Here is a 15623-nt window from a genome sequence, read left to right as displayed (position 1 = left end):
GTTAATCTGTAAACGTTGACCAAATTGGCGCATGATCCGAAGGCTTTTCAATACCTCTTAACTCGTAGTCTACCTCTGCTTCTGTACACGTTGAACTTATTGAAGCAGTTGCTAGTATCACATCAATACGTAAACCTCTGTTATCGTCAAATCCACGAGAGCGATAATCAAACCATGAATAACGTTCACTACGTTCTGGGTGTAATTGACGGAAAGTATCAACAAACCCCCAATCCATCAGACGTGATAACCATTCACGTTCTTCAGGTTGAAATGAACATTTACCGGTTTTTAACCAACGTTTTCTATTTACTTCACCAATGCCAATATCTAAATCAATCGGTGAAATATTGATATCTCCCATGACGATAATGTTTTCATCTTGAGTGTGGTGTTTATCAAGGTAGGTCATTAGATCTTGATAAAACCTACGTTTGTACGGGTATTTGGTTTCATGGCTGATATTCTCACCTTGAGGGAAATAACCATTCAATACGGTAACTTTTTCTCCAGCCTCATTGGTGGTTTCTACCATAATCATACGGCGTTGAGCTTCATCGTCATCTGTGGGAAACCCTTTTTGTACGTTAACCGCTGCTTTTTTACATAACATAGCAACACCATAATGGGCTTTTTGGCCATGGAAATATACATGGTAGCCCATAGCTTCAACAGCTTCTAACGGGAAGGCTTCATCATGTACTTTTATTTCTTGTAAACCAATAATATCTGGCTGGTGCTTATCTATAATAGCTTGTAGTTGGTGTAGTCGGGCACGTAGGCCATTAATATTGAACGAGATAATTTTCATAATTTAAAGCTCAGAATATGAGGATAACGATTAACCTTGATCTTGCTTGTTTCGCTAGGCAGTCGCAAGTTATTTTTTTACTTACCTTATAAACAGTTTGATAATTAACCAATTAGTTCGATAAGTGTAATAAAATGTAATTTAACCGTAACAGCTAGTACTGTGTGTTGTTAAAGATCTGTAACTTGTTTAAGCTTGTCTCAGTTAGTCGATTTTATGTTAAAGGAAACGAACATGTCTGATTCAGTAAAAAAAATATTATTAGTTGAAGATGATCGTCAGTTATCTGATTTAGTAACTGACTTCTTAACCAGTGAAGGTTATCACGTCAAACAGGAATTTCGCGGTGATACCGTTGCTAAACGCGTTGATTTGTTTAAGCCTGATATTATCATTTTAGATATTATGCTACCGGGCAAAGATGGATTTGCTGTCTGCCGTGACATTAGACCAAACTTTTCCGGTCCTATATTAATGTTAACCGCTAAGGGTACTGATTTTGATCAAGTACTTGGTTTAGAAATAGGCGCTGATGATTATGTTATTAAACCTGTTGAACCAAGAGTTTTATTAGCACGAGTAACTGCTTTATTACGTCGCGGTCAGCTACCTAATCAAAGCCAAGAGGTAGGTGAAGTAAGCTGTGGTGCTTTACATATCAATAGAGCATCAAGAAAAGTAACCTTAGACAATGAAAATGTGGACTTAACCAGTCAAGAGTTTGATTTATTGTGGTTGTTAGCAAGCAAAGCTGGTGAAGTGCAAAATCGTGATTATATTTACAAAGCGGTTGTAGGAAGAGAGTATGATGGTTTAGACCGAAGTGTTGATGTCAGAATTTCTCGATTAAGGAAAAAATTATTTGACGATACTGAGACACCATTTAGAATAAAAACCATCTGGGGACAAGGTTACTTATTTGTTCCTGACGCTTGGAATTAAATCATTTAAAGTCTTAAAGCGAAGTAATGAAAAATTGCTTCGCTTTTTATTTTCCGCTTAATTTATCTTTAAAATTTATTATGATCACTCGAATTAGCTTTGCTGGACGTTCATTTTTTAGCCTTTATTTTATGATAATTTCGGCTTTTATCATATTTTCATGGTTAGTGGATAATATTTGGAGTAGGTACTTAGAGCAAGATATAGAGTCCTATACCGGTTATAAAACCATGCTTGTTGCAGTAGGTGACTATGTGCAAAAGCACCCAGAGCATGAATGGACTGAATTAGTTTTGAAAACAGGAGAGCGTTATGAATTGCCATTAGCCCTTATCCACATTGAAGCGATTGATGAAATGGCGCATGAAGACCACCGTACGCTTAAGCATGAGAATACCCATATTTATTACTCTGACGGTAACGTCATTTTACATTATATAATTCCTAATTCTGACATGGTGTTAACGCTTGGCCCAGCATTGATGCCTACACGTCCTAAACTAAAAGCTACATATAGAGTTCTGGTTTACATAACCATTGCAGCTATTATTTTCTTATGGTTATGGCCAGTATCTCGTGATTTAGAAGCCTTAAGAAAGACAACCCGTGAATTTGGTCAAGGCAATTTTAATAGTAGTGCACCAGCGGCTAAGTCGACTATGGTAGCGCCGATGATCAAATCATTTAATATGATGGCATCACGTATTAAACGATTAATTGAAGCACATAAAGAGCTAACAAGTGCCGTCTCTCATGAATTAAGAACACCACTCGCGCGTAGTAAGTTCGCGCTTCAAATGCTATCAAGTGTTAAAGATGATGAAAAAAGAGCAAAGTATGAAGCTCAAATTACCAATGATGTTAGGGAACTAGAAGAACTTATTAATGAAATGCTTATTTACGCATCTTTTGATAGTGATAAGCCAGAGCTTAACTTTAGTAATGAAAATATAACAGACTTAGTGAATAAACAAATTGCCAGCCACCAACAGTTAGACGCTGATATTGAGCTGCAAGATAATGCTCCTAATTTAATGGCTATTTGTGATAGCCATTTTATTGAAAGAGCACTTAGTAACTTTATTAGTAACGCTATTAAATATGGTGAGGGTAAGGTAAGAGTCTCCATTTCAGAGCAAAAAACAGAGCAGGGTAAATTTTGCCAAATTTGTGTTGAAGACAACGGTAAAGGTGTTTCAGAAGAGTTTAAAACACTTATCTTTGATGCTTTTTCTCGTGGTGATAATTCCAGAAATCGTGAAACGGGAGGCTTTGGTTTAGGATTAGCTATTGTTTCAAGAATTATGGAATGGCACCATGGAAAAGCTAATGTAGCTGACAGTAGTTTAGGTGGTGCAGCATTTACGTTAACTTGGCCCGTAGAATAGTAGAAATAAATAATTACTGTCTTGGTGGCTTAATTGAAAACTCTACACAAAAACGGGTAAAGCTTTAACTATTTTTGCCGATAACTTTTTTACACACTTAATTCGTTACGAATAAGTCATCAGTAAAAAAGAGTAATATTTTGGCCTTTGATGCAGTAAAACAAAGCATAAATAATAGTTTAGACGTTGAAAGTGCTAATTCAGCACCTTCATCCTCTAATATGTTATTACATGAATTGCAGTTAGGTGAGCAATTAAATGAGTGTGTTCATCAACAAAGGCGATCCGACTTTTCACTAATGTTGGCTATGCTTTGTGATGATGTACGAGAGCAAAGCCAATTTGCACTGCCTCATCTTAAATTGGTAGACAAAACCACATCAACAGATACGCTAAGAAAGCAGTTTCAATTACCTCAAACTGCGCCACTGGCTTTAAGTGATCTTAAGCAAATTAATTCTTTTAATCAAAGCCAAGATATTCATGAAAATAACCTTAGAAATATTCACTTAACTAATGCTATGCAGCCTAAACCACTCGCTTTTAGAAATGATGTAGAACATATAGCAACAAATATCATGAGTAATACTACGCTTGCTTGTCAGGCTAAGCATAAAAAGCGTAAGCCAAATTCAGTGTTAAATAAGCGCTTAGCAACTAATGTGGATGCTTGGCTTCAAAATGTTCAAACTTCATTAGTTAAATCTAGATTACTGTCAGAATTAACAGCCTAAAACTTAGCTAACTACTTATTCAATTGATCATTATTGATATTACTTGCCACAACACTGTTTGTATTTCTTGCCTTTTTTATGTTTTGCTGAACATGTCCAAGCACTAGGGTAGTTATTACATGGGCAAAGTTGTTTACGTGTTATTTGGCTAAGTAGCTCTTGTTTAATAATATCACCATCTATATATCGCCATACCTTGTTGTTATTAGCATTAATTTCTTTAATAAAACGTGATTTTTCTCGCATCTCATACAAGCAATCATCAACAATATAATAGGCGGAAAACTCAACAAACTGCTCAGTGCTATTCTCTTCATCTTTACCATGAATAACCAAGGCAAACCATAATGTGTTTTTTGCTGACGCTTTAATATCTTCAATTGATAATGACATTTGGCTTTCTTTAGCATAAGTATCAATAATGTATTGATACGCTTTTGTTGCATAAGCACTAAAACGTGAGCGCATTAACTTTTCGGGTGTAGCCGCTGGTTTGTTATCATTAATTAATGGCTGACAGCATTGGTGAAAAGCAATGTTATTACCACAAAAGCATAGTTGTTGGGTTTGCATAAAGGTTAAGCATTACTAGATAAAGAAGAGGAGAGAACACAGTATAATGCCCTTATTGTAGAAATTCATCTGAAAAAACTTACCGCTGGTAGCTTTCCCTTACACTTCATAATTAATTTCACTTATGCTTGTACAAGTCTCGTATTGAATATTATTTATTTCAACAGTATAACTATATTCAATCCATTTAATTATTCTATTTAAGAAAGACTCTATATTTATGAAATTATTGTCCTTAAAAAGTAAAACTGCCCTTGTGATAAGTTTTACATTAGCTGCTTGTGTTAGTACTGAACCATCAACTACTGGAACAGCAAATTCAACTCAACCGGCAGCGGTTATTGCGCCAGAAACAAGCGTGACCACGCCAACTAATCAAGCTAGCGAAATTACCCTTGAGCAAATTATGGCTGATCCTGACTGGCTTGGTCGCTCACCACAGAACTGGTACTGGGGAGATGATAGCAATACTGTTTTTTATCAACAAAAGCAGTTAGGCAACCCGTTAAAAGATTTATTTGTTAAAGATCTTGCTTTTGATAAGGATAATGGCAAAAAAGTAGCTCTTGTTAACATGCATATTGCTGCTGATATGAATGCAATTACCAATGCTAAAGGAACTCATGAAGTTTATACGTTTGAAGGTAATGTGTTTGTTAAGCAATTATCAAATCAATCGGTAAAACAACTTACTTTTACTTCAGCGAATGAAAACAGCGCTATGTTTCTAAATAATGGCAATGTTGCATATCGTGTTGGAAATGTTTTTTATGCGCATAATTTAGAAACTGGCCAGGTAAGGGAGTTGGCTAATTTACAAATGTCAGATAAGCCGAAAGGGGTTCAAGGCCCAAAAACTTATCTCGCTAAAGAGCAGCACGGATTGATTGATTATATCGCTCTGCAACATAGAAATAATAAATTAAAAGCTGAGCAAAAGAAAACCTTAGCGCATGAAAATGCAACAATTGCTCAAACCAAATTTTACTTTGGTAAAGGGAATAAAGTCAGTCACGCAAGCTTATCGCCTTCAGGGGATAAATTAATCGTGAGTATTTCGTCGGCTAAATCAAGCCGAGATAAAACCGATATCATGCCTAACTATGTAACCCATGATGGTGTTATTGCGGCTGAAAAAGTACGTGCTCGCGTTGCAAACAATCGTCAATATAAAGAAGAGATCTTTATTCTTGATCTAGTTAAAGCTGAAAAATTACCGTTGGCTTATAACACCTTGCCAGATTTTGATACTGATGTGCTAGCTAAGGTTAGAAAAGAAAACTATGCGCGACATGGTGAGAAGTATGTTAGCGAAAAGAAACCTCGTAATATTCACTTGTTACGCATGTGGCACCCAGTAAAATGGAGTGTAGATGGTAGTCAGGTTGCATTAATGTTAGAAGCATGGGATAACAAAACTCGCTGGTTAGCCAGTGTTGATTTCGAAAATAATCAACTTGTAAGCCAACATAAATTGCATGATGACGCTTGGATAAATTGGAATTTTAATGAGTTTGGTTGGGTAAATGCCGAAGCTGAAGATAAAAAATTATACTTTTTATCTGAAGAAAGCGGCTACTCTCACCTTTATGTTAAAAGCTTTAGCACTGATGGTAGCGGTAAAACTAAACAATTAACGTCAGGCAAGTATGAAGTAAGTGATGTTACGCTTACTAAAGATCAACAGCAGTTTATTTTTAAGGGTAATAAAAAGCACCCTGGTATTTATGAAATTTATCAAGTTAGTTTAGATAACAATGCTACCAACGCAGTTACTGCTTTAACCGATTTAGGTGGCATGAATGATTATGCATTAAGTCCTGACGAAACTAAGCTATTAGTTCAACATTCAAGCTTAACTATGCCGCCGGAGTTATACGTAAAATCACTGGCTTCAACAGATAAAGCACAGCAAATAACAGAAACTGTGTCAGCGCAATTTAAAGCAATGCCTTGGGCAACGCCAACTATTGTAGCTATTCCATCAACTAACCAAAAAGAGCCTATTTACTCACGGGTTTATTTACCGAAAAATTATGACAAAACAGCAGAGAAAAATCGTGCAGTGATGTTTACCCATGGTGCTGGTTACCTACAAAATTCTCATTTAGGTTGGTCAGGCTACTTTCGTGAGTTCATGTTTCATTCAATGCTAGTACAACAAGGTTATGTTGTTATTGATATGGATTACCGAGCATCTAAAGGCTATGGTCGTGACTGGCGAACCAGTATCTATCGTCATATGGGTAAACCAGAAGTTGAAGATATGCGAGATGGTGTTAATTGGATCGTAGAAAATGCCAATGTTGATGCTAATAGAGTAGGTACTTATGGCGGCTCTTATGGTGGCTTTTTAACCTTGATGTCTATGTTCACTGCACCTGATTTATTCCAATCAGGCTCAGCAATTCGTTTAGTATCTGACTGGGCTTATTATAATCATGGTTACACATCAAATATTTTAAATACACCGGCTGATGATGCTATTGCTTATGAACGTAGCTCGCCAATATATTTTGTTGAAGGACTAGAAAAACCGTTATTAATTAACGCCCCAATGGTTGACGATAATGTATTCTTTGAAGATACGGTTAGATTAGTACAACGCTTAATTGAATTAGAAAAGCAAGACTTTGAAACGGCTATTTACCCTGTAGAGCCACATGGTTTTGTGCAGCCTAGTTCGTGGTTGGATGAATATCGCCGAATCTTCAAGTTATTTGAAAATACCTTGTAGTAGTTGATAGTTTAACTTGAGTTAAAATTTAACACGGCAATTTGTCATTTTTTTGATAATTTGCCGTGTTTATTTTTACAGGATATGAGATAAATAACCGAAAACAGTAAACCACCTACTGCTCCCCATAAATGAGCATCTATTGCAACATTAGCTTCTATTATTTGACTAATCTCAGTACTCGCACCATAAACTTGTTCATGAGCAACTTTTAACCAAACACCTAAAAATAATAAATAGCCAGTTTTTTCCTTGGTTCTAATATCCATTACCGCACCAAAGACAAAAATGCCATGAAGTATCCCTGATAAACCAACATATTGAACAAGACTAGGATTAAAGAAATATAGCCCTATGCTTGTTGTTAAGAGTGTCATGAAAAAAAGTAGCAAGTTATTCGGTTTAGTATAGAAATGCCCGTGTAATAGCCAAAGCATGATTAAAGCTGATAAGTTAAATAATAAATGATAACCATTGGTATGAAGAAAATGCCCAGTGAATAAACGCCATAATTCACCTTGGCTGATTAATTGCCGTTGGTAAACTAAAGTGTCTGTAAAAGCGCTGCCTAAAAACTGTTCCAAAATAAATAACGTGATAGCTATTGAAGCAACTAAAAAGATAATAAGTGAATGTTTTAAAGCTAAGGGTAAAGAAGCTAGTTTCATGAAAAGACTATTTTGCTGCTTAAGTATGAAGTTGATTATGTATATAATGCGTGGCAACACAATAAAATTCAATAATTTACTTCGCTATCCTGAGAGTCTTTAATCCTTATGCCTCGAGTTTTATGTCAGCAATGTCAACGACCAGTGAAAGCATGTATTTGTGCATTTGTTATATCTACAAATAATTCTATTCCAGTGGTGATATTGCAGCATCCTAAAGAAGTAAATCACAGCAAAGGAACGGTCACCTTACTGGCTAATTCATTGACTAATTGTCAAATTATTGTCGATGAAAACTTCACGGAAAATCCAGCATTAAATCAGGTGTTAGATCAATATCATGCCTTGTTACTTTACCCAAGCGACAAAGCAGAAGTGTTAACCATCAATAGCATTGAGGATAAAGCGAAAAGCTCAGCTTCAGCAAAAGAGCTATGCCTTATCATTCTTGATGGAACATGGAGAAAGGCTTTTAAAATGCTGCAGTTATCAAAAAATTTGCAACAACTTCATCATGTTTGCTTACCTGAGGAATTTGCCAATAACGGCCAATACTTAATTCGCTCTGTCGCAAAAGAGCAGGCACTATCAAGTTTAGAAGCATGCTGTTACGCCTTAGCACTACTGGAAAGTAATTCTAAAGCAATGTTGGCATTGGAGCGTTATCAACCTTTGTTAAATAAATTTGTACAGTTTAATCAATTTCAGTTATCGTTTAAGTCAAGTCATTAATACGTGACATTATTCACCTTAAGAAAAATCAAAGCATGTTTTCAAAAAAAATCATAACCTTATCTCTTGTTAGTATTATTACTTTTAGTAGCGCTGCCAATACCAATCTTGAGCCTAGAGAAATTCGTGAACCAGAAGCGGCAACTGGCTATATAGATAAAATGGCCGTATTCGGTAAGAAATTTATGGTTGCTGCGGCTAACCCTTATGCAACAAAGGCAGGGTTTAGTATTTTACAGCAAGGGGGTAGTGCGGTTGATGCGGCAATTGCGGTGCAGCTGGTTTTATCTCTGGTTGAACCACAGTCATCTGGCCTTGGTGGCGGCACATTTATGCTCCATTGGGATAACCAAAAACAGCATTTAACTACGTTTGATGGCAGAGAAACTGCACCGGCAGCAGCAACAAGTAAATTATTTCTTGATAGTCATGGTAAGCCATTAGGCTGGCGAGATGCAGTAGTTGGTGGGCGCTCTGTTGGTGTGCCAAGTTTATTAGCTACATTAAAAGCAGCACATGATAAATATGGCAAATTACCTTGGGAAAAGCTTTTTGAAGAAGCCATTAAATTGGCTGAAAATGGTTTTGTGGTCTCTAAACGATTAGAAAAACTTTTATCAATGAGCTTTAATCCGGGCATTCATCTATTGCCCGAAATCAAGCAGTATTTTTTCCCTAACGGCAAATCAATTAAAGCGGGAGATATACTGGTTAATAAAAAACTGGCAAAAGTTTTCCGCAGTGTTGCCAAAGAGGGGATCGATGTATTTTATCAAGGTTGGATTGCCAAAAGTATTGTAGATAAAGTTCAACAAGCAGCTATTTCACCTGGCTTACTTTCTATGGCTGACATGGCTGCCTATCAGGTTAAAGAGCGACAACCCGTTTGTGGTTACTATAAAGAATATAAAGTATGTGGTATGGGGCCTCCAAGCTCGGGTGGTGTTGCTGTCATTCAAATATTAGGGCAATTACAACAATTTAATTTAGAAAAATACCCAGCCAATGACGGAGAAGCGATCCACTTATTTACGCAAAGTACGCGTTTAGCTTTTGCTGATAGAAACAAATATATTGGCGATGAAGACTTTGTTTCTGTACCGGTAAAAGGTTTAATTGAATCAGATTACTTAGCCAAGCGTGGCAGTTTAATAAATCCTGATAAAGATATGGGCAAAGCAAAAGCAGGACTGCCAAAGGGCGCTATAGAACAAGGTGAAGATTCTGCTATTGAAAGGCCTTCTACCAGTCATTTATCAATTATTGATGGTCAAGGAAATGCCGTTTCAATGACAAGCAGCATTGAAAATGGCTTTGGATCAGCTTTGATGGTGGAAGGGTTTATCTTAAATAATCAATTGACCGATTTTTCATTATCGCCGATGAAAGATGGTCAGTTAGTGGCTAATCGGGTTCAAGCAAGTAAACGCCCAAGAAGCTCAATGTCGCCAACCATCATTTTTAATAAAGACAATTCACTGAAGTTATTAGTGGGTTCTCCTGGTGGTAGCCGTATCATCAATTACGTAGCACAAACAATTATTGGCGTACTTGATTGGCAGTTAACACCTCAGCAAGCGATAAATTTACCTAATGTAACTAATCGCAATAAAGTTACCACAATTGAGCGAAACACGCCTATTGAACAATTAAAGCCAATGCTTGAAGCTAAAGGGCACAAGGTGGTTGTTCGAGATTTAAATAGTGGTATTCAAGCTATAGAAGTGACTGAAGCTGGCCTTGTCGGCGGTGCAGATCCTCGCAGAGAGGGATTAGTTTTAGCTGAGTAATTAAAACTTTCTAACGAAATAATTAAAAACGGTTGCCATATTTTATGGCAACCGTTTTTTTATTACATTTGTAAATAGAGTGGTTTGATTTTTGCTTGTTTATTTTATTAAAAGTATAGCACAGTGATATAGCACAAAATATCATCATCGCTGACAAAAATCTGGCAGGAGAGTTGAAGTGGTTAATATAAAAAATCTAAAAAATGAGCCTTTGTCGGCATCAAAAAAATTATTTATGAGGCTAATAGGGTTTCTGCTACTGACAACAGCTTTTACAAGTGCAGCAATAGAAACCTCAATACAACTGCATAAAGTCGACCAATCAGGTGCTTATGGTATTAGTTTAGGTGTTGGTGATAACTTTTTTAATCAAAAAGAATTTAACTGGTCAGTAAGTTATAACCACCTTAAAGACATAAAAATCACTTGGAATGAAGACGACATTAACTTTGCCACTGATACCATTGATTTAGCGTTAAGTTATCGTTATCACCCCAAATCATATAACCGTTTTGTGAAAAGCTTGATTTTTGAATTTCAAGCAGGCGTTGGTGTTGCTATTACTGAAAATAAATTTCTTTGGCCAGAATTAGATGAGGAAAAATATTTTTCTGAGCAAGGTGATGTCAACGGTATGTTGGGCTTTATCGTACATAAAAAATTTACTAAACAAATGGCTATGCAAATTGGCGTAAAACATTACCCTGATTATTCTGAATTTGGTGATATCTCATCTGTTTACTTAGGTTTTAGTTATACCTTTGGCCGTCAATTAGGTTATTAGTTTTCAGCTTATTGAAGTTGAAGAACGGTTTGAGATTAAGTTTTAACCCTTTTAGCCGTTAAAAGGATAATCAAACACCCATTATCAGTGTTACAAAGCTTATACAGTCTTTGTTACCAAGTTTGCTAAACTTATTAGTCATAAAGTTCAAGCTTAAAACTGTTTTAAAAAGTAACTGAAGCTGTCAGTTAACTCAATTTTGCAAGGGAAGCGTATGGAGAAGTATTACAATGCGTGGGTTTAAATATTTAACACTAGTACTCTTAGTATGTAGTGGTACTGCTTTTGCCGTTGATACAGATGGTGATGGTTATGACGATGATGTTGATTTATTTCCAAACGACCCCCTTGAATGGATTGATACCGATTTAGATGGCATAGGTAACAATTCAGATCTAGATATTGATGGTGATGGTTTAAACAATACTGTTGATAATAATGACGATGGTGATTTAACTATAGATGTTTACGATCCGCTTCCACATGATCCTAGTGAATGGCTCGATACAGACCTTGATGGTTTAGGTAACAATACTGATACCGATGATGATAATGATGGTGTACCAGATCTGTTAGATGTTTTCCCTTTAAATGCCAATGAAAGTTTAGATTCAGATAACGATACTATTGGTAATAATGCCGACAGCGATGATGATAATGACGGCGTGCTTGATGTTTACGACCAATTTCCACTTGATCCTTTAGAAACCATCGACACCGATTTGGATGGTATAGGTAATAATACTGATACCGACGATGATGGTGATGGCTTTGATGATGTTAATGACACCTTTCCCCTTGATCCTGCAGAATATAGAGATATTGATGGTGATGGACTAGGTGATAGTGCCGATAATGATCGTGATGGTGATGGGGTTGTAAATGGCAGCCCGGCACTTGGTTTTGATATTTTCCCTGATGATCCCACAGAGTGGTATGATACAGATCTTGATGGTATTGGTAACAACACCGATGATGATGATGACGGCGATGGTTTTTTAGATATTAATGATGACCTACCGCTCGACCCAACTGAAACGGTTGATACTGATAATGACGGTATCGGTAATAACGCTGATGATGATGATGATGGTGATGGCGTTCAAGATGCTATTGATAGTTGCCCATTAGATCCTTTAGAACGTCTTGATACTGATAATGATGGCGTGTGTGATGGTCCTGATTTAGACGCAGATAATGATGGCGAACCAGATGTAACCGATGCATTCCCCCTTGATAATTCTGAGCAATTTGATCTAGATAATGATGGCTTAGGTGATAACGCTGATAATGATAGAGATGGTGATGGCGTTGATAATGCCTCGGATGATTTCCCTGATAATCCTGTCGAATATATTGATACTGATTTAGATGGTCTAGGTAACAATACAGATACCGATGATGATGGTGATGGTGTAAATGATTCTCTTGATGTTTTCCCATTAGATCCTTTAGAAACTACCGATTTAGATGGTGATGGAATTGGTGACAATAGTGACCCTGATAGAGATGGCGATGGCATAGCAAATGCTTCAGATGCACTTCCTGATGACTTCTTAGAATCTATTGATACTGACGGTGATGGCACGGGTAATAATCTTGATACTGATGATGATGGCGATGGCGTATTAGATGCCAGCGATGCTTTTCCATATAACAATGCTGAAACTACAGATACTGATGGCGATGGTATTGGCAATAATAGTGATGCTGATGATGATAATGATGGCATTGTTGATAGTGAGGATGACTTTCCACTTGATGTTAATGAATATCTTGATACAGATGGTGATGGCATTGGTAATAACACTGACGATGATGATGATAATGACGGCGTACTTGATGCTCTTGATGCCTTTCGTCTTGATGCCAGTGAGCAATATGATACTGACGGCGATAACTTAGGTAATAATGTCGATAGTGATGATGACAACGATGCTTTTACTGATGATATTGATGTCTTTGATTTAGATCCGCTTGAATGGTTCGACACAGATAACGACGGTATTGGCAACAACACTGATGACGATGACGATAATGATGGTGTACTTGACGGCGAAGATGCATTCCCGTTAGATGCAAATGAACAGCATGACAGTGATGGTGATGGCTTAGGTAATAACAGTGACAGTGATGACGATAATGATGGCTTTATTGATAGCGAAGATGCATTGCCTACTGATCCGCTAGAATGGTTTGATACTGATAATGACGGCATTGGTAATGTTGCTGATCAAGATGATGATAATGATGGTGTTGTAGATGCTATTGATTTATTTCCGCTAAATGAAAATGAATTTGAAGATAGCGATAACGATGGCTTAGGTAATAATGAGGACAGTGATGATGATAATGATGGTATTGCTGATCATCTAGACGAGTTTCCATTTAATGTTGCCGAAGCGAATGATACTGACGGTGATGGTATAGGTGATGTACTAGATAACGATGATGATGGTGACGGTACATTAGATTTTTATGATGATCTTCCCTTTGATCCTACAGAGCAAGTTGATACCGACAATGACCAAGTAGGTAATAATACTGATCTAGATGATGATGGCGACGGCATGAGCGATGAATTTGAGTTAACGTATAACTTAGATCCGCTCGAGCCTGCTGATGGTAATTTCGATACCGATTTTGATGGCGTATCTAATACTGAGGAAGCACAAGCTAATACTAACCCATTATTAGATGATTATGCGCCAATCATTACACCACCTCAGGCAGTGCATATTTATGCCGATCATACTTACACAGAATTTGATTTAGCCACCTTGATTGACATTACCCATGTTGCTGTTGAAGATGGCAGGGATGGAACTAATTGCTGCAATTTAACTGCACTAGGTTTTGAAACTGGTTCAAAGAATGTTAGCTCTGGTTTATATCCTATAACGTGGCGTGCGGTAGATAGTGCCGGAAATGTAGCTACAAGAGAACAGGTGTTGAACGTTCACCCACTCGTTAACTTTTCTGCAGAGCAAACGGTTGCAGAAGGTGGTATTGCCAAAGTTAATGTAACTTTGTCAGGTATTTCTCCAATCTACCCCGTTGAAATTCCTTTTATTATTACAGGAACTGTTGATAGTGCAGATTATTCTGTAGCTGCTAATGTCATCGTAATTGAAGAGGGCACAGAAGGATATATTGATATTCACTTACACAATGATTTTGAGTTAGAAGATCAAGAACAATTACTCTTAACTTTTGAACAAGGGGTCAATGGCGGAGCTCATAGTGAGCATATTATCAATATTGTCGAAGCCAATGTTGCGCCAAGTATCACCTTAACTATTGAGCAAAATGGACTTAACAGCAACCAAGTAGCAAAAGATGCCGGTGAAGCGACTATTAATCTTGCCATCAGTGATTCAAATACTGAAGACACACATGTAATTGACTGGCAACTACCGGATTATTTATCAGCAGAGGTTAGCGCTAATCAGTTGCAAGTATTTATTACGCCAGCTGATATTACCTTACCTGAAGAAATTAATGGTTTAGTTGAAATTTCAGTCACCGTTACCGATAGCGGTAATACCACAAACAGCGGTTCTGAATCACTATCACAAACGAAACACTTATACTTTTCGATGGTAAATAGTTTAGCGCGGTTAAGTACTACAGATACTGACAGAGATGGCATTTCAGATATTGATGAAGGCTTTAGTGATGATGATAATGATGGTTTACCCGCATATTTAGATGTGTCTACCATCTCATATTTGCAACCTTTGCATGTTAACTCTTCTGTGGTGAAGTTAGCTGAAACTGAACCAGGTTTATTATTACAATTAGGTAAGTATGCACGATTACAGTCTTCTGATGGTGTGCAATTATCACAGCAAGAAGTTAGTAATACCAAGCTGATTAATTCAGATAGTTTAGTTCATCAAGGAGGCTATTTTGATTTTGAAATACATCAAATAACCCCGTTTGGTCGTTCAGTTTACCTTGTTCTTCCTTTATCACAGTCTATTGAAGAGCATGCTGTATATCGTAAATTCACCCCAGAAAATAGTTGGCAAGATTTTGTAGTAGATTCAAACAATGCTATTGCAACAAGTGCTGCTGTTAATGGTGTATGTCCGCCGCCACAAAGTGATTTATATGAGGAAGGCTTGATTATCGGTAATGTTTGTTTACGTCTATATATCGAAGATGGTGGCGCTAATGACAGTGATGGCATAGCCAATGGTGTTATTGATGATCCCGGCGGAATTGCTATTGTCTCAAACTCCACAATAGCGAAAGAAACCACACCTGAAACATCGAGTAGCGGTAGCGTATCTTATTATCTGTTACTAGCGATGACTTTATTAATCATCAGGCGGTTTAGTTATCAAAGTAAGCAATATAAATAAGTTGAGTTACATCAATAAGAAATAAATTATCTAATACTTTTAGCTATTTTTAGTAATCAGTACTAGCTTTTCGTTGTGAGCTTTGTAACACTTT

General features: G+C 36.9%; 11 protein-coding genes. 8 read left to right on the top strand and 3 right to left on the bottom strand.

Features of this window, described 5'->3' with window-relative positions:
• Nucleotide 1: 1 nt before the first annotated feature.
• Nucleotides 2–811, bottom strand: coding sequence for an exodeoxyribonuclease III (gene xthA, locus AC27GZ_RS11145; protein ID WP_487095119.1), 810 nt, complete (start codon nucleotides 809–811; stop codon nucleotides 2–4).
• A gap of 234 nt (nucleotides 812–1045) precedes the next feature.
• On the opposite strand from xthA, the gene AC27GZ_RS11140 reads away from it, so the two are divergent.
• From AC27GZ_RS11140 to AC27GZ_RS11130, 3 genes are all read left to right on the top strand, one after another.
• On the top strand, nucleotides 1046–1753 hold the full coding sequence (locus AC27GZ_RS11140) for a response regulator (RefSeq protein ID WP_487095117.1): 708 nt from the start codon (nucleotides 1046–1048) through the stop codon (nucleotides 1751–1753).
• 26 nt (nucleotides 1754–1779) lie between these two features.
• On the top strand, nucleotides 1780–3141 hold the full coding sequence (locus tag AC27GZ_RS11135; protein WP_487095116.1) for an ATP-binding protein: 1362 nt from the start codon (nucleotides 1780–1782) through the stop codon (nucleotides 3139–3141).
• A 140-nt stretch (nucleotides 3142–3281) separates the two neighbouring features.
• Nucleotides 3282–3875 carry a VC2046/SO_2500 family protein gene (locus AC27GZ_RS11130; RefSeq protein WP_487095115.1) on the top strand — a complete coding sequence of 198 codons (594 nt, stop codon included), beginning with the start codon at nucleotides 3282–3284 and terminating at the stop codon, nucleotides 3873–3875.
• A 39-nt stretch (nucleotides 3876–3914) separates the two neighbouring features.
• On the opposite strand, the gene AC27GZ_RS11125 is transcribed toward AC27GZ_RS11130, so the two are convergent.
• Nucleotides 3915–4448, bottom strand: coding sequence for a YchJ family protein (locus AC27GZ_RS11125; RefSeq protein WP_487095113.1), 534 nt, complete (start codon nucleotides 4446–4448; stop codon nucleotides 3915–3917).
• A gap of 214 nt (nucleotides 4449–4662) precedes the next feature.
• Here AC27GZ_RS11125 and AC27GZ_RS11120 point away from each other — a divergent pair, with 214 nt between their 5' ends.
• Nucleotides 4663–7185: a S9 family peptidase gene (locus tag AC27GZ_RS11120; RefSeq protein WP_487095266.1), complete on the top strand. Its 2523-nt coding sequence runs from the start codon at nucleotides 4663–4665 to the stop codon at nucleotides 7183–7185.
• A gap of 44 nt (nucleotides 7186–7229) precedes the next feature.
• Here AC27GZ_RS11120 and rrtA read toward each other — a convergent pair whose 3' ends face one another.
• Nucleotides 7230–7853 (bottom strand): rhombosortase, encoded by a 624-nt coding sequence (gene rrtA, locus AC27GZ_RS11115; RefSeq protein ID WP_487095112.1) that lies wholly within the window; start codon nucleotides 7851–7853, stop codon nucleotides 7230–7232.
• A 108-nt stretch (nucleotides 7854–7961) separates the two neighbouring features.
• On the opposite strand from rrtA, the gene AC27GZ_RS11110 reads away from it, so the two are divergent.
• The 4 genes from AC27GZ_RS11110 (at nucleotide 7962) to AC27GZ_RS11095 (ending at nucleotide 15529) form a co-directional block, all read left to right on the top strand.
• Nucleotides 7962–8585 carry a tRNA-uridine aminocarboxypropyltransferase gene (locus AC27GZ_RS11110; RefSeq protein WP_487095111.1) on the top strand — a complete coding sequence of 208 codons (624 nt, stop codon included), beginning with the start codon at nucleotides 7962–7964 and terminating at the stop codon, nucleotides 8583–8585.
• 35 nt (nucleotides 8586–8620) lie between these two features.
• Nucleotides 8621–10375: a gamma-glutamyltransferase gene (gene ggt / locus AC27GZ_RS11105; protein ID WP_487095110.1), complete on the top strand. Its 1755-nt coding sequence runs from the start codon at nucleotides 8621–8623 to the stop codon at nucleotides 10373–10375.
• A gap of 178 nt (nucleotides 10376–10553) precedes the next feature.
• Nucleotides 10554–11159, top strand: coding sequence for a hypothetical protein (locus AC27GZ_RS11100; RefSeq protein WP_487095108.1), 606 nt, complete (start codon nucleotides 10554–10556; stop codon nucleotides 11157–11159).
• A 230-nt stretch (nucleotides 11160–11389) separates the two neighbouring features.
• Nucleotides 11390–15529, top strand: a complete 4140-nt coding sequence (locus AC27GZ_RS11095) for a thrombospondin type 3 repeat-containing protein (protein ID WP_487095107.1) — start codon at nucleotides 11390–11392, stop codon at nucleotides 15527–15529.
• Nucleotides 15530–15623 lie beyond the last annotated feature (94 nt).

The organism is Colwellia sp. SU-HH00943, assembly GCF_057546125.1.
This window is presented reverse-complemented; position numbering and strand designations above follow the sequence as displayed.